This is a genomic window from Klebsiella sp. JN_Kp121 (genome assembly GCF_040062145.1).
In the GTDB taxonomy this organism is placed as follows: domain Bacteria; phylum Pseudomonadota; class Gammaproteobacteria; order Enterobacterales; family Enterobacteriaceae; genus Klebsiella; species Klebsiella aerogenes.
The window spans coordinates 14,242-32,592 of the sequence record NZ_JBEAHX010000026.1 but is presented as its reverse complement, the minus strand read 5'-3'; the positions used below and the strand labels follow the sequence as shown (position 1 = coordinate 32,592).

The following is an 18,351-nucleotide window of genomic DNA, read 5'->3' as shown; positions in this document are numbered from 1 at the left end:
TTATGACCGCCTGTGGCTGATAAACGGCCATATCGTTCAATATTTTCTCAATCTAGCAGTGGAAATAGCCGTTTGCAAACTTAATTTAACATTTGACAAACATTTTGTTTGCATACACATTCGAAGGGTGGACATTATATTTGACGTTTTCAGTCAGGGTCCGAAAACTAAAACAACGGCGGTGAATCATGGATACCAATATCGTAGAAGTTGAGAATTTTGTTCAGCAGACGGAAGAGAGACGGGTAAGCGCGTTCGCTAAAGAAGTGAAGCGCTACCTCGAAACCTACCCCAACACTCAGTATGTCGATGTACTCCTCACAGACCTGAACGGCTGCTTCCGCGGCAAACGCATTCCGGTCGCCAGCCTCAGCAAGCTGGAGAAGGGCTGCTACTTCCCGGCGTCCGTTTTCGCGATGGATATTCTCGGCAACGTGGTGGAAGAGGCCGGGCTTGGCCAGAATATGGGCGAACCGGACCGCAGCTGCGTCCCGGTATTGGGCACGTTGACCCCTTCGGCAGCCGATCCGGAATACATCGGCCAGGTCCTGTTGACCATGGTTGATGAAGATGGCGCTCCCTTTGACGTTGAGCCGCGGAACGTACTCAACCGCCTCTGGCAGCAGCTCCGCCAGCGCGGATTGTTCCCCGTGGTAGCGGTAGAGCTGGAGTTCTATTTACTCGATCGCAAACGCGATGCCGAAGGCTACCTGCAGCCGCCGTGCGCGCCCGGCACCGACGACCGTAATACCCAAAGCCAGGTCTATTCCGTTGATAACCTCAACCATTTTGCCGATGTACTGAATGATATTGATGAACTGGCCCAGTTACAGCTGATCCCGGCGGATGGCGCGGTGGCTGAAGCCTCTCCGGGGCAGTTCGAAATCAACCTCCACCACACCGATAACGTGCTGGATGCGTGCGATGATGCGCTGGCATTAAAACGTCTCGTGCGTTTAATGGCGGAGAAGCATAAGATGCACGCCACTTTTATGGCGAAACCTTATGAAGAGCATGCGGGTAGCGGGATGCATATCCATATCAGCATGCAAAACAATAAAGGTGAAAACGTGCTGGCGGATGCGGACGGCGAGGATTCAGCCCTGCTGAAACGCGTGCTGGCCGGGATGATTGACCTGATGCCGGCGTCGATGGCGCTGCTGGCGCCGAACGTGAACTCGTATCGTCGCTTCCAGGCGGGCATGTATGTGCCGACGCAGGCGTCATGGGGGCATAACAACCGTACGGTAGCGCTGCGCATTCCGTGTGGCGATCGGCATAACCACCGCGTTGAATATCGCGTGGCCGGGGCGGACGCCAACCCGTATCTGGTGATGGCGGCGATTTTCGCCGGTATCCTGCACGGGCTGGATAATCCGCTGCCGCTGCAGGACGAGGTGGAAGGTAACGGTCTGGAACAAGAAGGCTTGCCGTTCCCAATCCGCCAGAGCGACGCCCTGTGGGAGTTTATGCAAAACGATCATCTGCGGGAGCGTCTTGGCGAGCGTTTCTGCCACGTTTACCACGCCTGTAAGAATGATGAGTTACTGCAGTTCGAGCGTCTTATCACAGAAACGGAAATTGAGTGGATGTTGAAAAACGCCTGATGGTCGCCCCGTAAGGGGCGCATTAGTTTAATCGGTAGCATCATACGGCCTGAGCGGAGCCTGGTCGTTCTTTTTTGCTGGGAGCCCAGCCATTTCCCGGATGTCGCGTTAAGGAGCGCAGGCGGCAACGGGGCTTCAGTTAACGACACAGTGTGTGACGAGGAAATGAGATGATGCAGATGTTCAAATATCCGCAGGGAGAAGGGGGCCTCTTTGGCCGCATTGGATGCCAACTTACCGCCGTTCATCGGTCCGTCTTACCCTTTTATTTACGCCTTACCCCCTTGCTAAGCAGGTTTGTTACCCGGTCTTTGTGCCCGCAAACTGTCGTCGGCATGGGGGGAATGCGTCATGGCTGCTAATCTTCCTGCAGAAAACGCCGCTCAGGCGGGGAAACCGCGTCTGCGTAAATCGCTCAAACTGTGGCAAGTGGTAATGATGGGGCTGGCTTATCTAACCCCCATGACGGTGTTTGATACCTTCGGCATCGTTTCCGGTATCAGCAATGGCCACGTTCCGGCCTCGTATTTGCTGGCGCTGGCTGGAGTGCTGTTCACCGCCATCAGCTACGGCAAGCTGGTGCGCCAGTTCCCGGAAGCGGGCTCGGCCTACACCTATGCGCAAAAATCAATTAGCCCGCACATCGGTTTTATGGTCGGCTGGTCCTCGCTGCTCGACTATCTGTTCCTGCCGATGATTAACGTCCTTTTGGCGAAGATCTACCTCTCCGCGCTGTTTCCGGAAGTGCCGCCGTGGGTGTGGGTGGTGACCTTTGTCGCCATTCTGACCGCGGCGAATCTGAAAAGCGTTAACCTGGTGGCCAACTTCAATACCCTGTTCGTGCTGGTGCAGATCTCCATCATGGTGGTGTTTGTGATTCTGGTGGTACAAGGGCTGCATAAGGGCGAGGGCGTTGGCACCGTCTGGTCTCTGCAGCCGTTTATCAGCGAGAATGCGCATCTGATCCCGATTATTACCGGCGCGACGATTGTCTGCTTCTCGTTCCTCGGCTTTGACGCCGTTACCACGCTTTCTGAGGAAACCCCGAATGCCGCGCGGGTGATCCCGAAGGCCATCTTCCTTACCGCGATGTACGGCGGCATTATTTTTATCGTCGCCTCGTTCTTTATGCAGCTGTTCTTCCCGGATATCCATCGCTTTAAAGATCCGGACGCCGCGCTGCCGGAAATTGCGCTGTATGTCGGCGGCAAGCTGTTCCAGTCGATTTTCCTGTGCACCACTTTTGTTAATACCCTGGCATCGGGCCTGGCGTCACACGCCAGCGTGTCGCGCTTGCTGTACGTGATGGGCCGCGATAACGTCTTCCCGGAGCGCATTTTCGGCTATGTGCATCCGAAATGGCGTACCCCGGCGCTGAACGTGATTATGGTGGGCATCGTCGCGCTGTCGGCGCTGTTCTTCGACCTGGTGACCGCGACGGCGCTTATCAACTTCGGCGCGCTGGTGGCCTTTACCTTCGTTAATCTCTCGGTATACAACCACTTCTGGCGGCGCAAGGGGTATAACAAAACCTGGAAAGATCGCTTCCACTATCTGCTGTTGCCAATGGTCGGCGCCCTGACCGTGGGGGTGCTGTGGTTGAACCTCGAGGCGACCTCGCTGACGCTGGGGCTGGTGTGGGCCGCGCTGGGATTGCTTTATCTGACCTACCTGACCCGCCGTTTCCGTAAACCGCCGCCGCAGTTTGATGCGACGAAAGCGGAGCAGGCCTGGGAGTCGTAATTTGCTGTTACCACGACAACCAGGCAGCCAGGCCTGATATCGAATAAGGGCTCCATGTTTATCATGGGGCCCTTTTTAATGACTTGAATATCTGCTTTACCCCATCTTTTTTTGTCGATTTTAAATGAACGGATTTTATTTCCGCTGTGAATATAATGGCTCGATAATATTATATATTGCGGGATAATAAACTTATATTTTAATTTTGTGTTGCTGGGCGTATTATTTTTGGTCAGTGCTGTTTTATCAAAAGGATATTTGGTTATGACAGAACAAACTAAAATAATTCAATTGCAGGATACGTTAAGCCGTTATTTGCTTTACTTTCCGCGAAGCAAAAGTACGGCTGTCGATGTGCATTCTTTTATAGGCGAAGAGACGCTCAGTAAACCGTATCGTTATACCATCCGTTTTTCCAGTGCCGATGACAATATCCCCGCCGGAGCTGTTCTCAATCAGATCGCGCAGTTTTATCTTCGGGCGCCTAATCCGAACGCGCGTTGGCAGAACGAGGCTGCCTGGTTACCGGTACGTCAGATTAACGGCGTTATAACACAATTTACCCGCCTGAAGTCGTCCTCAGATGAGGCGCTATATGAGTGCGTGCTGGAGCATGAGCTTGCGCTGCTGGATAAAAATTATCGCTCAGCGGTGTATACGGATGTCACCGTGCCGGAAGTGGTTACGCAACTCATGAAAAATAGCGGCTACTTCAAAGGGTATAATATCGATTTCGACAGGCTGAGTTACACCTATCCTCGAAGGGAAATGATTATTCAGTGGAAAGAAACGGATCTGCAGTTTATTCGTCGGCTGTTGGCTGAAATTGGCATCTGGTTTCGTTTTGAGAATCACCATAAGGTTCAGACGGAAACCGTGGTGATTTTTGCTGACTCTGACAGTCGATACATTTACCGCGATAAAAAACTCCCCTACGTCCGCTATTCCGGGATGACCAGCTATGACGAGTACGTGACCGATCTGGAAGAGCAGCACTCGCTGGTTCCTGAACAGGTATTAGTACGCACCTACAACTATCGCGATCCGTATTCTCCACAAGCTGTTAAAACCATTATCAATAATGATATCCCGGAGGGGATTACGTCCGGGGGAGAGTATCACTACGCCGATCATTACCTCGCAGACGGCGATTTTCACGCAACAGAAGCTGAGACGGCCACGTTTTACGCCCGCCTACGCTATGAACGTCTACTGAATGAGCAGAGCCGGCTCAGTGCAACAACCAGCGATCCGGCGCTGCGGCCTGGCGTTATGTTTCACCTTACTGGGCCGGTACCAGACGGCTTCAAACCGGGTTTTTTGATTACCACCATGACGATTACGGGCAGTCGAGCCCGGCATTATCACGCGCAGCTCGCCGGCATTCCGTATCTGTCAGGATACAACTTTCGACCGGAGTATCTGTCGCGACCTGTCATTGCCGGTACGGTGCCCGCGCGGGTGCCCGACAGAGTACCCGAAGTAAAAGGCTATACCGGTTGGGATCATATGCGTTGTGATATGGATGCAGGACGTTAAGGGAGCAAAAATAATGAAAGGTGTCATTAGGTTAAATGATCCGCTGGCGGGCGGAGGAAAAGTGATCACATCATCCGGTGCTGAATTTATGGGAGCCCCTGTCACCCTAAAAGGTGACAAAGTTCAGTGTGCTACGCACAAAGGGACTTTCGGTATTACTGAGTGCCACCCCTTTTGGACGATGAACGGTCGCGGTGTGGTGGTGGATGGCTGTAAAGCTGAATGTGGATGCACGATACGAACGACGCTACAAACTGCGGGAGCGGTGTAATGGAATGGTGGCTATATTCTGAGCAGGAAGATATTCAGGATGAGATGCCTGTATTGGCTGTCGTGATGATTTATGTAGCGCTTATCGCGGTATGCCTGTTTATACAGGCGCTAGTCTGGCCTGAAAATAAACCGGTCACGTGTGAGTTCTTCATTCCTTCCGTATTACTTCCTGCCTGTGTTTTGACCACGATATTGTTCTTCGTGAAGATGGTATTGAGTGCGACAGTGTGTTACGCAGAAATACGCAAATATATTGCCAAATCCTGGGAGGTGGAGCTTAAAACCTATGCCCGAAAAAATATCGCGCTAGCCGCCTGGACTACTCTAACCCCTTTAGAACAGCCTGCGCTCAATATGCTGAAACTGGAGGGAGAGTTTCCGTTAGCGCCGAAAACCCCTCTCAGGATAGAAATTGAAGATCTTTTCGAGCAGACCCGTAATGAGCAAATTTTCACGAAATTGCTTACCCCAATGGCTATGATGTTGAACGGTAATAATTACCGCGGAATTGAAATTATCGTCTGGGTACGTGGGGGAGATAACTTCTGTGTAGATGCATTGAGGAGGGTGCTGGAGCATCTGAATATCCCTAACGCCAACGCCTGTGAAATCGAATACCTTACCGAGTGTCCGGAGTACGGCATGGTGGATAAATGGATCGCTGCGCCCGATGACAACGTCATTAACCGAATCGTCATTACTGTCGATATGCATGAAGAAGATAGCGATTCTAAAAGCATGGAAAGCGCCTGTGCGTTTTTGTTCACTAATCACTATGTCAGAGGAGCAGGCGAAAAGCCGGTATATCTTTATCAGCCGATGTCCGGCGTTACTGATGTAGAAGAAAAGATGCCGGTCTATCTGGAGGTTGAGTCCGTTATTGCACCTAAAACACTGTGGTATACAGGATTGTCCAGAGTGGATAAATACCCATTATTGCAGGCGTTAGATGCAAAAAATCTGGCGTCAGAACGCCTGGATATGGAGGCCTCACTAGGGGAAAAGAGTGCCGGTTATCGATGGCTGGCTTTGGCGCTGGCTGCCGATGCCGTTAGATATGCGCAAGGCGAGCAGCTGGTGGCGACATCTGAAAATAACAAGTTTGCTATTACTTCCTTGTCTTCAAAGAAGACGAATTTACCCGACAAAGCTAAGTGGGGCCATACGATACCACCTGTTGTGCACAGCGTTATAGTATCGGGAGGCCTGATGATTTCGTGGCTGTTTTATAATGTGAGTTTTACGCCTAAACCTGAACATATCTCTACGCTGTGGATCGTGGCGAGTATAGCCATTCCTGCAATTATCGCTTTTGGCGTTGGTTTGTCATTGACTGTTTTAGCCGTCAATAAGGCATATCAACATATGGGGTATTGAGCTGAATCTTATTGTATAGACGGGAAGAAGCCGACCGTGAGATCGGCTTCTTCCCTGGTAATACGCAGCCCGGGTGTAAAGATTGGCAAAGTGAAGTTATTTCTTTTTTTTATCGGTTGGCAACTGACCGGCGCGACGTTCTTTGATGTAAGACACCAGGCTGTAAACGGCGACACCCAGTAGAGCGATCGCCACGATAAAGAGCAAGAAACCCGACATAAATTAACCTAATAATTTGTTTAAACAGAAGAAAAAATAACGCCTCACGAAGACGATAACATCGGGATGTTTCCGAAAGATGACCTAAAAGTGCCAAAGGCATCCAGCATGGCTCATTATGTTAAAATATTGATGGTGTTAATGTATTGTGACGCTATGTGCGCGCCTTAGCGTCTGATGTAACACTCCGTTAAGTCATTTTACAGACGGATGGGATTGCGGCTGTTACGCTAACCGTTGAATGAGAATTTTCTGAGAGTAATGCATGTTTAAAACAAGTCTCGCCAGCCTGCTTGCTTCGGCGCTTATGCTGACGGCTTTTGCCAGTTGGGCGCAGTCGGAAAGCCAACAGGTTCGCGAACGAATTGTCGAGCAGGTGTTAAAACCCTGCGAAGGTAAAAAGGCCGGGGATAAAGTGGTGATGGTCGACCGCCGGGGCGGTGAACATGAAGCGATTTGTACGCTGGCGGCGGTGCCATTACCGGAATAGGTAGCCGCTTTCGCCACTCCCTCTGCGACACTCATCCTGACTCTGTTTTATGCCTTCGGTAGCGGTTAAGATCATACCAACTGAGGTACTCGCGGGTTATGGCTTGCGCTTTATCCGGGCGACCTGCCGTTAATTTATTCACCATGCAGGCTGAAACTGCCGGTGTTGCGGCCTCAAATCCCCGGTGGCGCTGCCGCTTACCGGGGCTACAGTGCTTTGCGATTTGGTAGCCCGGAGAAGGCGCAACGCGCCGCGTCCGGGAAAACTCCTTAAGAAAGTTGCCAACCGATAACCGTATCTACGGTCCTGAATCTGCCGCTCCCGGCCATCTCTGAAGTGTTAAAAAAGCGACCGACGCCTCAGTTTGTGAGCCATTGCCCGCAAAAATGTCATAAATCCGTCACAATGATGGCGATGATAATAAATGACTGAGGATGAAGGGATGAAAAAAAGTCTACTCGCCGCCGCGGTGGCCGGGGCCGTATTGTTATCCGCCGGCGCCCAGGCGCAGGACGCCGTTGCGCCGGAAGGGTATCAACTGCAACAGGTGCTGATCATGAGTCGCCACAACCTGCGCGCGCCGCTGGCCAATAACGGCAGCGTACTTGAGCAGTCGACGCCGAAATCCTGGCCGCAGTGGGATGTGCCAGGCGGTCAGTTAACCACCAAAGGCGGCGTGCTGGAGGTCTATATGGGCCACTATATGCGTGAGTGGCTGGCGCAGCAGAAGCTGGTGACCAGCGGCGAATGCCCGCCGGAAAATGCCGTCTACGCCTACGCTAATAGCCTGCAGCGGACCGTCGCCACCGCGCAGTTCTTTATTACCGGCGCTTTCCCTGGCTGCGGGGTGCCTGTGCATCATCAGCCGCAGATGGGAACGATGGATCCCACGTTCAACCCGGTCATTACTGACGATTCAGCCGAATTCGCGCAAAAAGCGGTGCAGGCAATGGAAAAAGAGCGTCAGGGGATGCAGCTCGCTGAGAGCTACAAGCTGCTGGAAGAGATGACCGACTATCGTAATTCGCCATCCTGTAAAGAAAAGCATGTCTGCTCGCTTAGCGACGGTAAAGATACCTTTAGCGCCAAATATCAGCAGGAGCCAGGTGTTTCCGGGCCGCTGAAGGTCGGTAACTCGCTGGTGGATGCCTTCACCCTGCAGTACTACGAAGGTTTTCCGAAGGATCAGGTGGCGTGGGGCGAAATTGCCAGCGATAAGCAGTGGCAGGTGCTGTCAAAGCTGAAAAATGGCTATCAGGATAGTCTGTTTACTTCCGCGGAAGTGGCGCGCAACGTCGCTAAGCCGCTGGTTAAATATATCGATAATGCGCTGGTGGGCGATGGCGCCGCTAAGGCGAAAGTGACGCTGCTGGTCGGGCATGATTCCAACATCGCTTCGCTGCTGACGGCGCTGGACTTTAAACCCTACCAGTTACCCGGCCAGTATGAGCGCACCCCCATCGGCGGCAAGCTGCTGTTCCAGCGCTGGCACGATAGCGGCAGCAATCGCGATTTAATGAAGATTGAGTATGTCTATCAAAGCACTGAACAGCTGCGCAACGCGGATGCTTTGAGCCTGCAATCTCCACCGCAGCGGGTCACGCTGGCGCTTAACGGTTGTCCGGTTGATGACCAGGGATTCTGCCCGTTGGAGACGTTCAAAAAGGTCATGAACGAGGCGGCAAAATAAAACAAAAAACCCGGAGCAGTCCGGGTGATGAATGAGCGCGGGCGCAATGCCCGCGCAATTGCGCTATCAGACGTTTTTACGTTCGATGGTCTGTTCGCCCCAGAAGAGGCTGTCTTTATCGGTTTTGGCGAAAGCTCGCGACAGCACCTCATCGCTGCCTTCTTCCCAAATTTTCTCCGCCAGCTTTTCATCGTAATTCGCGAGTTCGAAAATGGCTTCGGCGATTTCCAAAGAGGTATTACGTAAGCTTGCCCATTCGCCCACGTGGTGGGCCTTCGCTTCTTGATTCGGCATGCAACTCCTCCTGTTGAAGGTTAGCCGTGTAATTTCACAGCTACATTGGCGACGTGTTCACCCTGATAGCGAGCGATAGCCAGCTCTTCCTGGCTTGGTTGACGGGAGCCGTCGCCGCCTGCGATGGTGGTTGCGCCATATGGCGTGCCGCCGCGTACCTGGGAGACATCAAACAGCTCCTGCGCGCCGTAGCCAATCGGCACAATGATCATCCCATGATGGGCAAGGGTAGTCCAGGTTGAGGTAATTGTCTGCTCCTGGCCGCCGCCGGTACCGGTTGAACTAAAGACGCTGGCGACTTTGCCATACAGCGCGCCGGACGCCCACAGGCCGCCGGTCTGATCCAGGAAGGTGCGCATCTGTCCCGACATATTGCCGAAACGGGTAGGGGTACCAAAGATGATGGCATCATACTCCGCCAGTTCCTGCGGTGTGGCGACGGGCGCATTTTGTGTTTTCCCGCCTGCTTTGGCAAACGCTTCAGCCTGCATAGTTTCCGGCACGCGCTTCACAACCACCTCAACGCCGTCAACTTTATTTGCCCCTTCGGCAACGGCATGAGCCATGGTTTCGATGTGTCCATACATGGAATAATAAAGCACCAGAATTTTAGCCATTTGCATCACTCCTCGGTTGCGTAATTGTCCAGCCAAACGACTGGCTACCTATAAAGATAAGACCTGTGGCGCAGAGTGCAAATCCAACAAACATTTGTTTGATTTATAACAAAATGGCAAAGATTAATTTGCAACATGCCTCGTAGCAAATAGATACATTTTGCGCAGGGCTGATTTCAGCTGTAAGAAGAAATGCTTAGCGGTTGCGATCGCCGCTGGCGTCTGGTTTTGACGATTAAATGTTGCGGAATGTGACTATTTGCTTGGGGAATGAGTTTCATTTACTACGCTTATAAGCACGCGATGCATAATGGCCATGCCATATGCCGCGGGGGCTTAGGCCCTGAACTCACCTAATGCAATATGATGTCAAACCCAATGGAGGTCAGTAATGGCAAACCATCGTGGCGGTTCCGGCAATTTTGCCGAAGATCGTGCCAGAGCATCAGAAGCAGGTCGTAAAGGTGGCCAGCACAGCGGGGGGAACTTTAAAAACGATCCTCAACGCGCCTCGGAAGCTGGCAAAAAAGGGGGTAAAAATAGTCACGGCAATCGCAATAGCTAGCCGGGACTGTCTTTTATGATGCGGTGTTAATCTCCCCCGACCCTGCCGCATCACCCTCGCCGCCGACGTATGTCGGCGGTTTTTTTGTCTATGGGTGTTGCTTTCGGCCTGAAGCGCCTGCGAAACTGGTTAGCTATTTATTGCTATTGGTCGCCTCATGTCTTCGCTCAAACTCTCGATAACGCCGCAGGAACTGATCCTGATTGTGATCACCATGTTCTGGGGCGGTACCTTTCTTGCCGTACAGTACGCCGTGAACTTTAGCGGGCCGTTTTTCTTCGTCGGCCTGCGCTTTGCCACCGCCGCGCTGGCGGTGGCGCTACTGTCGCTGCGTACGTTACGCGGCCTGACCTGGCTTGAGGTTAAGGCCGGTGTGGCGATCGGCGTGGCGATTGCGCTCGGCTACAGCCTGCAAACCTGGGGCTTACAGTCCATCTCCAGCAGTAAATCGGCGTTTATTACCGCCATGTATGTACCGCTGGTGCCGCTGTTGCAGTGGCTGTGTCTTGGGCGCATGCCTGGCGTCATGTCCTGCGTGGGCATCGTGTTGGCGTTTATCGGGCTGATCCTGCTGGCGGGGCCGGAAAACAATCTGCTGGCTTTGGGGATTGGCGAAATGATTACCCTGGCAAGCGCGGTGGCTATCGCTGCCGAAATCATTTTAATCAGCGCGTGGGCGCGTCAGGTCGATGTGCGCCGGGTGACGGTGGTACAGCTGGCGACCGCCTCGCTGGTGGCTTTTGCCGCGATGGCGCCGGCTGGGGAGTCTATCCCGCCGATGCGCCCGGAACTGCTGGCCGTCGCGCTGGGACTGGGGATTTTCAGCGCTATTATTCAGGTCACCATGAACTGGGCGCAGCGTAGCGTATCGCCGACGCGGGCGACGCTGATTTACACCGGCGAGCCGGTTTGGGCTGGCGTGTTTGGTCGTATCGCCGGCGAGCGTCTGCCGCTGTTGGCGCTGGTGGGCTGTCTGTTTATTCTCGCCGGAGTGCTGGTCAGCGAGCTGAAGTGGAAGAAAAAATCGCGGCCGCAGATTGCGGCAGAGGAAGCGCCAGAGCTTGCCGAGCGGCGCGAGCCCTAATTATGGCCCCGGCGCGCGTCGCCGGGGCGAATCCTGATTATACCGTAGTGGCTTTTGCCACCTTTTCCTGATGCTGGCGGCGGTTAAGTAACGCATGCAATAAAATAGCGCCGAAAGTCGCCGTCCCAATCCCTCCAAGGCTAAAGCCCCCCAGCGATAAAGTAAAATCGCCTGCGCCCAGAACCAGCGTCACCGCCACCATGATTAAATTCGCATTCAGGCTGAGATCGACCCGATTCTGCACCCATATCCGCGCCCCGGTGACCGCAATCAAACCAAAGACCACGATTGATGCGCCGCCAATGACCGGGCCTGGGATCGTATGAATCAGGGCGCCGAACTTGGGCGAAAAGCCGAGCAGGATGGCGATCAGCGCCGCGGCGACAAACACCAGCGTTGAATAGACTTTGGTCACCGCCATAACGCCGATGTTCTCCGCATAGGTGGTGATGCCGCTACCGCCGCAGGCGCCGGAAAGCAGGGTCGCCAGCCCGTCGCCGACAAACGCGCGCCCCATCCAGGGATCCAGATTGCGCCCCGTCATTCCCGATACGGCCTTTAAATGCCCCAGGTTTTCCGCCACCAGAATGATGGCCACCGGCGCAATCAGCAGCATCGCCTGGCTGTCAAAGGTGGGGGAAGTCAAGTGCGGGACGCCAAACCACGCCGCCTGGGCGACAGGGGCAAAATCCAGCGGTTTACCAAGAGCGAATCCGTTGGCCAGCAGCGCATAGAGCGCACAGGCGATAATAAGCCCCATAAGGATCAGTAGACGCTGCAGCAGTCCTCGGGTAAAGACCGCGACGGCGCCGATACAAAGCACCGTCAGCATCGCCATCCAGCTGTCGAAGGCGTTGGCGGAAACGCTGTGCACGGCAATCGGCGCCAGGTTTAGACCGATCGCCATCACCACCGCGCCGGTTACCGCGGGTGGCATCAGTCGCTCTATCCAGCCGGTACCGATTTTCATCACCACCAGACCGATCAGGGTATAGAGCAGCCCGCAGGCGATAATGCCGCCGAGGGCGATGCTGAGATGAGGATTCAACCCCTGGCCCGTAAAGCCGGTCACGGTGATGACCACGCCGACGAAGGCGGCGCTGGAGCCAAGATAGCTCGGTACCCGGCCGCCGGTGACGACAAAGAACAGCAGAGTGCCCACCCCCGACAGCAGGATAGCCAGGTTGGGGTCAAGCCCCATCAATAAAGGCATTAATACGGTCGCGCCAAACATTGCCACGGCGTGCTGCACGCCCATGATCAGCGTTTGCCCGGCGGATAAACGTTCATCCGGGGCGACAACGCCGGCATCTGCGGCGGGGGTGGTTAACTGCCAGCGAGGAAAATCGAAGAGTGCCATGATGATATCCCGGGTGAGAGGTTAACAAACGGGCCGCATAAGCGTGTGATAGTCGCGGTCAAACCACATCAGGCCGCGCGGTTCCGGCTGGCGGGCGATAGCTACGACCTGGCAAAACAGAATGTCATGGGTGCCGACCTGTAGCCGCTGGTCGATTCGGCAGTCGAAACTGACCAGCGCCTCTTTCAGCCGCGGGCAGCCGGTCGCGCCGGTTTGCCAGTCGGCGGCGGCAAAGCGCTCATCCATTGCCGTTTTACCGCCAAAGAGCGTCGACAGGGCCTCCTGTCCGGCCGCGAGGGTATTGACGCAAAGGGCCTGATGTTCGCTGAATACCGGCCAGACCGAAGCCGAACGGTTGAGGCACACCAGCAGCGTCGGCGGGGTATCGGTTACGCTGCATACCGCGCTGGCGGTAAAACCGGCGCGCCCGGCAGGCCCTTCGGTGGTGATAATGTTGACCGCCGCGCCGACATGGGCCATGGCGTCACGAAAACTGTGTTGATCCGCTACGTTCATTACCGTCTCCTTATGCCAGCAGGCAGGCTTCATCAAAACTCAGGCGCGGCAGCCGGTCGTACAATTTGCCGGGGTCGCCATAGCCGATATTCACCAGTAGATTGCTTTTCCAGCCGCTGTTGGCGAAAAACGCCGCATCGACTTTCTCGCGGTCGAACCCCGACATCGGGCCGGTGTCGAGACCCAGCGAGCGGCAGGCGAAAATCAGATACGCCGCCTGCAGCGAGCTGTTGCGAAAGGCGGTTTCCTCGGCCAACTGCGGACTGGAAGTAAACCAGCTCCGGGCGTCGCCGTGCGGAAACAGCGCGGGCAGGCGCTCGTAAAACGCGTTATCCCAGGCCACGATGGCGGTGACCGGCGCCTGCATGGTTTTTTCCACATTGCCGCTGGAGAGCGTTGGGCGGAGTTTCGCTTTGCCCTCGGCGCTGCGCACAAAAACGATTCGCGCCGGTGAACAGTTGGCCGAGGTCGGGCCCAATTTCATCAGGTCGTAAATTGCCCGCAGTTGCTGGTCACTAACCGCGAGATCCCGCCAGCCGTTGTAAGTTCGGGCATGAGTGAATAGGGTCTCGCAAGCCTTTTGGTTGATTGCTTCGCTCATATATTCTCCTCGGCGACCGGCAGCAGGGTCGTCAGGCCGTCGCGTAAAATAGGGTTAAAAGTGTCGCTGTCGGTAACGTTACAGGCATGGCCGCCCCAGGCCATTTCCACGAGTCGGCTACCGGGAATCGCCGCCTGCAGCATTCGCGAGCAGGAGGCGGGGACCAGCAGGTCGTCGGTGGCGCTGATGATCAGTGTCGGGCAGGCGATAGCCGCCGCGCGGCGCGAAAAATCCGCCTGTTTCAGGGCCTGCAGCCTTTTCAGTAGATTCTCTTTGCCCTGGAAATGGCTAATAGCCAACGCGTCTTCCGCTTCGAGACGCGGCAGGCGGGCCGCCATCCACTCCGCCGGATAGAGAAACAGCGGCTGAGCCTCGACCCACGCCTGGGCGCCGCCGGCATGCAGCAGGCGTTCGCGGACCTGAAAGCAGCGGCGGGTATGCGGGGAAAGCGTTAGCCAACCGTTTACCAGCACCAGCGCGCTGACCGCGCGCGGATAGTCGAGCGCCAACTGCATCCCAATCAGCGCCCCCAGGGCGTGGCCAACCAGCGCGAAGCGCATGATGCCCGCCGCCTGCAGGGCGCTGAACAGCTCCTGCGCCATCGTCGCCATGCTGTAATTTTCCGGCAACGGGCCGCGGTTCTCCCCGGTACCGTTATGGTCATAGCACACCATTTGATAATGCTGTTCCAGCGCCGCCCGCTGCGCCAGCCAGTACGCGCTACCCCCGCCAAGCCCGGCGCTCAGCACCACCACCGGGGAGTCGGGCCACGGCGGCGGGGCAATATTGAGCCTGATCATGTTGGAGTCCCGATATGGGCGACGCTGGCAATTTCCACCAGCGCATCGGGTTTCACCAGCCCGCACTGAATACAGAAACGCGCCGGTTTATCACCGGGGAAAAACTCGGCGTAAACCTCGTTAATCGCGGCGTAATTTTGCCAGTCGGTGATAAAGATACTGTTGAAAGTCACATCCGCCATACTGCCCCCCGCCGTTTCGATAACGCTTTTGATAATCTCCAGCACGTGACGGGTTTGCGCCTTTGGGTCGCCGGGGTAGAGCACATTGTTTTGCTTATCGAACGGCAGAGTGCCGGAGACATATACCACTCCGTCGGCGAGCGTCCCTGGAACAAAGGGGGCAATCGGCGTAGCGGTGCCGGGGGGAATAATCACCTGTTTAGGCATAGCGTTTCTCCTCGGTAAAAGCGAGCGGGGCTTCGGGTTCTATGGCGCGACAGAAGCTGCCGACGTCGCTGACCCAGCCGAAAAAGGTTTCAATGTTGAATAACGCCGCCTGTTGCGCGAAGGCGGGACCTGCCTGATGGGTGGCATCCTCCAGCACCACGCCGAAGTATTCGAGGAAGAAACCATCGCGCAGCGTCGATTCGACGCAGACGTTGGTGGCGATGCCGGTGAACACCAGGTGGCGAATACCGCGGCTGCGTAGAATGCTGTCGAGCGGGGTATTGAAAAAGCCGCTGTAGCGGGGTTTCGGCAGGACGATATCGCCCTCCCGGGGCCGTAATTCGTCAACCAGTTGATAATCCCAACCGCCTTTTGCCAGCAGCTTGCCCTGTAGTTCCGGGCGTTGGCGCATGGTCTTCAGCGCGTTAGATTTATGGTAATTCGGCGAGCCGGGGCCGCCGGCTTCCACATACTGTTCGTCCCAGCCATTCTGGAACCAGATAATTAACATGCCGGCGGCGCGGGCGGCGGCCACCGCGAGATTAATATTATCGATAACCGGCCGGGTGGCGGAGACGTCAAAACCGGCGAGATCCAGGTATCCGCCCTGGCTTGCATAGGCGTTTTGCATATCGACCACGATCAGCGCGCTGTGCTGCGGCGACAAAGTCAGCGATTCCGGGCGAGTGGGAAGGGTAATCATCAGGCCACCTCGCGGGTAATGGGATCAATATGGTCACGGCAGCGCATCAGCGGCTGAATACGTTCGCCGAAGGCGTCAATGCCCTGCAGGAAATCATCGAAGGTCAGCAGTACGCCGTCGGTACCGGGGACCGCCGCCACCTCATCGAGCATACGGGCGACGTTGGCATAGGAGCCGACGAGGGTGCCCATATTGATGTTGACCGCGGAGGTGGGGTCGGCCATCTGACGGACGTTGGTATCGCTGCCGGAGCGGGTATCTTTCTGGCTCTGTTCGGTCAGCCAAGCCAGCGCCTCTTCATCCGCGCCGGCCTTGTAGTGTTCCCATTTAGCGCGGGCCGCTTCGTCAGTTTCGTCGGCGATCACCATAAACAGCACGTAGGAGCCGACCTCGCGGCCGGTTTTTTCCGCCGCCTGCATCATACGTGCGGCGGTGGGCGCGAAGGCGGCGGGGGTATTAACCCCTTTGCCAAAGCAAAAGTTGTAGTCGGCGTGTTGGGCGGAAAACGCCATGCCGGCGTCGCTTTGCCCGGCGCAGATAACCTTCATCGGCTGCGATGGCCGTGGGCTAACCCGGCAGTCGTTCATGGTGAAGTAATCACCTTTAAAATCGCTGCGCCCGGTCCCCCACAGATCGCGCAGAACCGTAACGTATTCAGTCAGGTAGTCATAGCGACTGGCGAAGTATTCATCGCCGGGCCAGATCCCCATCTGGTCATATTCCGGTTTTTGCCAGCCGGTCACCAGATTCACGCCAAAACGTCCGCCGGAGATAGAGTCGATTGTCGAGGCCATGCGGGCGACGATAGCCGGAGGGAGCGTCAACGTCGCGGCGGTGGCATAAATCTCTATCTTCGACGTCACCGCCGCCAGACCGGCCATCAGGGTGAACGATTCCAGGTTATGATCCCAGAACTCGGTCTTCCCTCCGAAGCCGCGTAGTTTGATCATGGAGAGCGCGAAGTCGAAATGGTAGTGCTCGGCCTTCTGAACAATCGCCTTATTCAGTTCGAAGGAGGGCATATACTGCGGTGCATGGGTGGAAATTAACCAGCCGTTATTACCAATGGGAACGAAAACACCGATTTTCATAACTACCTCTCTGTCGTCATGGAAGATGAAATTGCGCGGTGCGGCATCCTGCCTCTCCCCGAACCACCTCGCAGCGGAAATAAAGCAAAGGTAATGCCAGTTTTAAAAAAGTGTTTGTTATTAATGTGTTGTGAAATGGTTACTGGATTTAAGGATAAAAATGTGGACCGAATGGTCAAAATCAGTGCACGAAAAAACGGCAGTCATGCGCGATCGGAGTGCGCAGGGTCGTGTCGGCGAGGGGCTTTTGCTATGCTGAAGACGACTACTGAAGGAGAAGACGTATGGCACAGGGCGCCGTGAAAAAAACCGGCAAGCGTTCACAGGCGGTGAGCGCCAAAAAAGAGGCCATTCTGGCCGCTGCGCTGGAGACCTTCTCGCAGTTCGGCATTCACGGTACGCGGCTGGAGCAGGTCGCTGAACTGGCCGGCGTATCGAAAACCAATTTACTCTATTACTACCCATCAAAAGAGGCGCTGTACGTTGCCGTACTGCAGCGGATCCTCGCTATCTGGCTGGCGCCGCTGCGGGCATTTCGCGAAGATATCAGCCCGCTGGTGGCGATCCGCGAATATATTCGCCTCAAGCTTGAGGTATCGCGCGATCATCCTCAGGCTTCCAGGCTGTTCTGTCTGGAGATGCTGCAGGGGGCGCCGTTGCTGATGGGCGAACTGACCGGCGATCTGAAGGCGTTGATAGATGAAAAGTCGGCGATAATCTCGTCATGGATTGATAGCGGCAAGCTGGCGGCGGTCGATCCGCAGCACCTTATCTTTATGATCTGGGCGACAACACAGCATTACGCCGATTTCGCCACTCAGGTGGAGGCGGTAACCGGCGCAACGCTGCAGGATGAGTTGTTTTTCCAGCAAACCGTGGATAACGTGCAGCGGATGATTATCGAAGGGATCCGCGTACGTTAATTAGCTGGCGGCAGCGGGCAGTTTTGGTCGCCGTCTTCGCACTGAAGTAGCGAGGCGAGGAAGGCCTCGCGCTCGACGCTCTTATCGGTCATGCACTGGCTTATCAGCATCGGTTGCATACTGCCGCCTTCCGCGCCGGAAGCGAGAAACGCGCAGTCGGCGTCACGCAGGGAAATCCACGCCTGCTGGGCTTTTTTCAGCAATTCCAGCTGTTGGCCGGAGGCGCGTTTCAGCGCCTGTTGCCAGGTCTCATTCAGCTTTTTATCGGCCGCCTGATATTGCGCGGCGGCGCACTGATTCATTTCGGTTTGCGTGTTGGCGTTGCTACAGTCATCCGCCCACGCCGCGCCGCTGGCCAATAGGGCAGCGGCGGCAATTAAAGTGCGTTTCATCGTTCTACTCCCATAAAAAAAGCTCCCGTCCGGGAGCCTTAATTAGCACAGCTGTGGTCGGCTGTCATTAGTTGAACG

Annotated in this window: 21 protein-coding genes; 10 read left to right on the top strand and 11 right to left on the bottom strand. The window is 55.4% G+C overall.

The features are described 5' to 3' along the window. The first annotated feature begins 188 nt into the window (after positions 1–188). The 5 genes from ABLU86_RS17880 to ABLU86_RS17860 all read left to right on the top strand — a co-directional run bounded on the left by ABLU86_RS17880 (position 189) and on the right by ABLU86_RS17860 (position 6,539). Positions 189–1,607 (top strand): glutamine synthetase family protein, encoded by a 1,419-nt coding sequence (locus ABLU86_RS17880; protein ID WP_020079175.1) that lies wholly within the window; start codon positions 189–191, stop codon positions 1,605–1,607. A 351-nt stretch (positions 1,608–1,958) separates the two neighbouring features. After that, a complete protein-coding gene (locus ABLU86_RS17875; protein WP_015367261.1) occupies positions 1,959–3,350 on the top strand; it encodes an APC family permease in 1,392 nt (463 codons plus the stop codon). A 264-nt stretch (positions 3,351–3,614) separates the two neighbouring features. Then, complete coding sequence (locus tag ABLU86_RS17870; RefSeq protein WP_348796250.1) at positions 3,615–4,889, top strand: phage late control D family protein; 1,275 nt, start codon at positions 3,615–3,617, stop codon at positions 4,887–4,889. A gap of 13 nt (positions 4,890–4,902) precedes the next feature. Further along, on the top strand, positions 4,903–5,160 hold the full coding sequence (locus ABLU86_RS17865) for a PAAR domain-containing protein (protein ID WP_046883778.1): 258 nt from the start codon (positions 4,903–4,905) through the stop codon (positions 5,158–5,160). Beyond that, a complete protein-coding gene (locus ABLU86_RS17860) occupies positions 5,160–6,539 on the top strand; it encodes a hypothetical protein (RefSeq protein WP_348796249.1) in 1,380 nt (459 codons plus the stop codon). The genes ABLU86_RS17865 and ABLU86_RS17860 overlap by 1 nt, the downstream gene beginning before the upstream one ends. Before the next feature lie 96 nt (positions 6,540–6,635). Here the strand turns inward: ABLU86_RS17860 and ABLU86_RS17855 are convergent, their stop codons facing one another. After that, positions 6,636–6,758, bottom strand: coding sequence for a small membrane protein (locus ABLU86_RS17855; protein ID WP_015367255.1), 123 nt, complete (start codon positions 6,756–6,758; stop codon positions 6,636–6,638). Between the two features lie 265 nt (positions 6,759–7,023). Between ABLU86_RS17855 and ABLU86_RS17850 the strand changes: the two genes are divergently transcribed. Next, positions 7,024–7,248 (top strand): hypothetical protein, encoded by a 225-nt coding sequence (locus ABLU86_RS17850; RefSeq protein ID WP_348796248.1) that lies wholly within the window; start codon positions 7,024–7,026, stop codon positions 7,246–7,248. A 442-nt stretch (positions 7,249–7,690) separates the two neighbouring features. Then, entirely contained in the window at positions 7,691–8,938 is a 1,248-nt protein-coding gene (agp, locus tag ABLU86_RS17845) for a bifunctional glucose-1-phosphatase/inositol phosphatase (RefSeq protein ID WP_015704989.1), read from the top strand. 66 nt (positions 8,939–9,004) lie between these two features. On the opposite strand, the gene ABLU86_RS17840 is transcribed toward agp, so the two are convergent. Both ABLU86_RS17840 and wrbA read right to left on the bottom strand, forming a co-directional pair. Further along, positions 9,005–9,232, bottom strand: a complete 228-nt coding sequence (locus tag ABLU86_RS17840; protein WP_015367252.1) for a YccJ family protein — start codon at positions 9,230–9,232, stop codon at positions 9,005–9,007. A 20-nt stretch (positions 9,233–9,252) separates the two neighbouring features. Beyond that, complete coding sequence (wrbA, locus tag ABLU86_RS17835) at positions 9,253–9,849, bottom strand: NAD(P)H:quinone oxidoreductase (protein ID WP_015367251.1); 597 nt, start codon at positions 9,847–9,849, stop codon at positions 9,253–9,255. Positions 9,850–10,240: 391 nt separating this feature from the next. On the opposite strand from wrbA, the gene ABLU86_RS17830 reads away from it, so the two are divergent. Beyond that, positions 10,241–10,414 (top strand): general stress protein, encoded by a 174-nt coding sequence (locus ABLU86_RS17830; RefSeq protein ID WP_015367250.1) that lies wholly within the window; start codon positions 10,241–10,243, stop codon positions 10,412–10,414. A gap of 157 nt (positions 10,415–10,571) precedes the next feature. Continuing rightward, positions 10,572–11,498 carry a DMT family transporter gene (locus ABLU86_RS17825; protein ID WP_015367249.1) on the top strand — a complete coding sequence of 309 codons (927 nt, stop codon included), beginning with the start codon at positions 10,572–10,574 and terminating at the stop codon, positions 11,496–11,498. 37 nt (positions 11,499–11,535) lie between these two features. Here ABLU86_RS17825 and rutG read toward each other — a convergent pair whose 3' ends face one another. Genes rutG through rutA form a run of 7 tightly spaced genes read right to left on the bottom strand, consistent with a single transcriptional unit; the run spans position 11,536 to position 16,958 of the window. Next, positions 11,536–12,858, bottom strand: a complete 1,323-nt coding sequence (gene rutG / locus ABLU86_RS17820; RefSeq protein ID WP_348796247.1) for a pyrimidine utilization transport protein G — start codon at positions 12,856–12,858, stop codon at positions 11,536–11,538. Positions 12,859–12,879: 21 nt separating this feature from the next. Beyond that, positions 12,880–13,374: an NADH-dependent FMN reductase RutF gene (rutF, locus tag ABLU86_RS17815; RefSeq protein WP_045360071.1), complete on the bottom strand. Its 495-nt coding sequence runs from the start codon at positions 13,372–13,374 to the stop codon at positions 12,880–12,882. A 10-nt stretch (positions 13,375–13,384) separates the two neighbouring features. Continuing rightward, a complete protein-coding gene (locus ABLU86_RS17810) occupies positions 13,385–13,975 on the bottom strand; it encodes a malonic semialdehyde reductase (protein WP_020079166.1) in 591 nt (196 codons plus the stop codon). Beyond that, positions 13,972–14,775 (bottom strand): pyrimidine utilization protein D, encoded by an 804-nt coding sequence (gene rutD / locus ABLU86_RS17805; protein ID WP_348796246.1) that lies wholly within the window; start codon positions 14,773–14,775, stop codon positions 13,972–13,974. Before rutD ends, ABLU86_RS17810 begins: the two co-directional genes overlap by 4 nt. Next, on the bottom strand, positions 14,772–15,164 hold the full coding sequence (gene rutC / locus ABLU86_RS17800; RefSeq protein ID WP_020079164.1) for a pyrimidine utilization protein C: 393 nt from the start codon (positions 15,162–15,164) through the stop codon (positions 14,772–14,774). The genes rutD and rutC overlap by 4 nt, the downstream gene beginning before the upstream one ends. Further along, a complete protein-coding gene (gene rutB / locus ABLU86_RS17795; protein ID WP_348796245.1) occupies positions 15,157–15,867 on the bottom strand; it encodes a pyrimidine utilization protein B in 711 nt (236 codons plus the stop codon). The genes rutC and rutB overlap by 8 nt, the downstream gene beginning before the upstream one ends. Next, the gene (rutA, locus tag ABLU86_RS17790; RefSeq protein ID WP_020079162.1) at positions 15,867–16,958 is read right to left on the bottom strand and encodes a pyrimidine utilization protein A; all 1,092 of its coding nucleotides are present in this window, start codon (positions 16,956–16,958) and stop codon (positions 15,867–15,869) included. Before rutA ends, rutB begins: the two co-directional genes overlap by 1 nt. Before the next feature lie 284 nt (positions 16,959–17,242). Here rutA and rutR point away from each other — a divergent pair, with 284 nt between their 5' ends. Further along, on the top strand, positions 17,243–17,881 hold the full coding sequence (gene rutR, locus ABLU86_RS17785; protein ID WP_015367241.1) for an HTH-type transcriptional regulator RutR: 639 nt from the start codon (positions 17,243–17,245) through the stop codon (positions 17,879–17,881). Here rutR and ABLU86_RS17780 read toward each other — a convergent pair. Then, positions 17,878–18,273 carry a lysozyme inhibitor LprI family protein gene (locus tag ABLU86_RS17780; RefSeq protein ID WP_032707747.1) on the bottom strand — a complete coding sequence of 132 codons (396 nt, stop codon included), beginning with the start codon at positions 18,271–18,273 and terminating at the stop codon, positions 17,878–17,880. The two genes, rutR and ABLU86_RS17780, sit on opposite strands and share 4 nt — an antisense overlap. Positions 18,274–18,351: the final 78 nt, after the last annotated feature.

Bases quoted from the DNA above. Each gene is read 5' to 3' on its own strand.
- ABLU86_RS17875 (WP_015367261.1), top strand. From the start codon at position 1,959: ATGGCTGCTAATCTTCCTGCAGAAAACGCCGCTCAGGCGGGGAAACCG.
- ABLU86_RS17850 (WP_348796248.1), top strand. From the start codon at position 7,024: ATGTTTAAAACAAGTCTCGCCAGCCTGCTTGCTTCGGCGCTTATGCTG.
- rutG (WP_348796247.1), bottom strand. From the start codon at position 12,858: ATGGCACTCTTCGATTTTCCTCGCTGGCAGTTAACCACCCCCGCCGCA.
- ABLU86_RS17830 (WP_015367250.1), top strand. From the start codon at position 10,241: ATGGCAAACCATCGTGGCGGTTCCGGCAATTTTGCCGAAGATCGTGCC.
- ABLU86_RS17780 (WP_032707747.1), bottom strand. From the start codon at position 18,273: ATGAAACGCACTTTAATTGCCGCCGCTGCCCTATTGGCCAGCGGCGCG.
- rutD (WP_348796246.1), bottom strand. From the start codon at position 14,775: ATGATCAGGCTCAATATTGCCCCGCCGCCGTGGCCCGACTCCCCGGTG.
- rutR (WP_015367241.1), top strand. From the start codon at position 17,243: ATGGCACAGGGCGCCGTGAAAAAAACCGGCAAGCGTTCACAGGCGGTG.
- ABLU86_RS17840 (WP_015367252.1), bottom strand. From the start codon at position 9,232: ATGCCGAATCAAGAAGCGAAGGCCCACCACGTGGGCGAATGGGCAAGC.
- ABLU86_RS17810 (WP_020079166.1), bottom strand. From the start codon at position 13,975: ATGAGCGAAGCAATCAACCAAAAGGCTTGCGAGACCCTATTCACTCAT.
- ABLU86_RS17860 (WP_348796249.1), top strand. From the start codon at position 5,160: ATGGAATGGTGGCTATATTCTGAGCAGGAAGATATTCAGGATGAGATG.
- rutC (WP_020079164.1), bottom strand. From the start codon at position 15,164: ATGCCTAAACAGGTGATTATTCCCCCCGGCACCGCTACGCCGATTGCC.
- agp (WP_015704989.1), top strand. From the start codon at position 7,691: ATGAAAAAAAGTCTACTCGCCGCCGCGGTGGCCGGGGCCGTATTGTTA.
- rutF (WP_045360071.1), bottom strand. From the start codon at position 13,374: ATGAACGTAGCGGATCAACACAGTTTTCGTGACGCCATGGCCCATGTC.
- ABLU86_RS17880 (WP_020079175.1), top strand. From the start codon at position 189: ATGGATACCAATATCGTAGAAGTTGAGAATTTTGTTCAGCAGACGGAA.
- ABLU86_RS17825 (WP_015367249.1), top strand. From the start codon at position 10,572: ATGTCTTCGCTCAAACTCTCGATAACGCCGCAGGAACTGATCCTGATT.
- wrbA (WP_015367251.1), bottom strand. From the start codon at position 9,849: ATGGCTAAAATTCTGGTGCTTTATTATTCCATGTATGGACACATCGAA.
- ABLU86_RS17865 (WP_046883778.1), top strand. From the start codon at position 4,903: ATGAAAGGTGTCATTAGGTTAAATGATCCGCTGGCGGGCGGAGGAAAA.
- ABLU86_RS17870 (WP_348796250.1), top strand. From the start codon at position 3,615: ATGACAGAACAAACTAAAATAATTCAATTGCAGGATACGTTAAGCCGT.
- rutB (WP_348796245.1), bottom strand. From the start codon at position 15,867: ATGATTACCCTTCCCACTCGCCCGGAATCGCTGACTTTGTCGCCGCAG.
- ABLU86_RS17855 (WP_015367255.1), bottom strand. From the start codon at position 6,758: ATGTCGGGTTTCTTGCTCTTTATCGTGGCGATCGCTCTACTGGGTGTC.
- rutA (WP_020079162.1), bottom strand. From the start codon at position 16,958: ATGAAAATCGGTGTTTTCGTTCCCATTGGTAATAACGGCTGGTTAATT.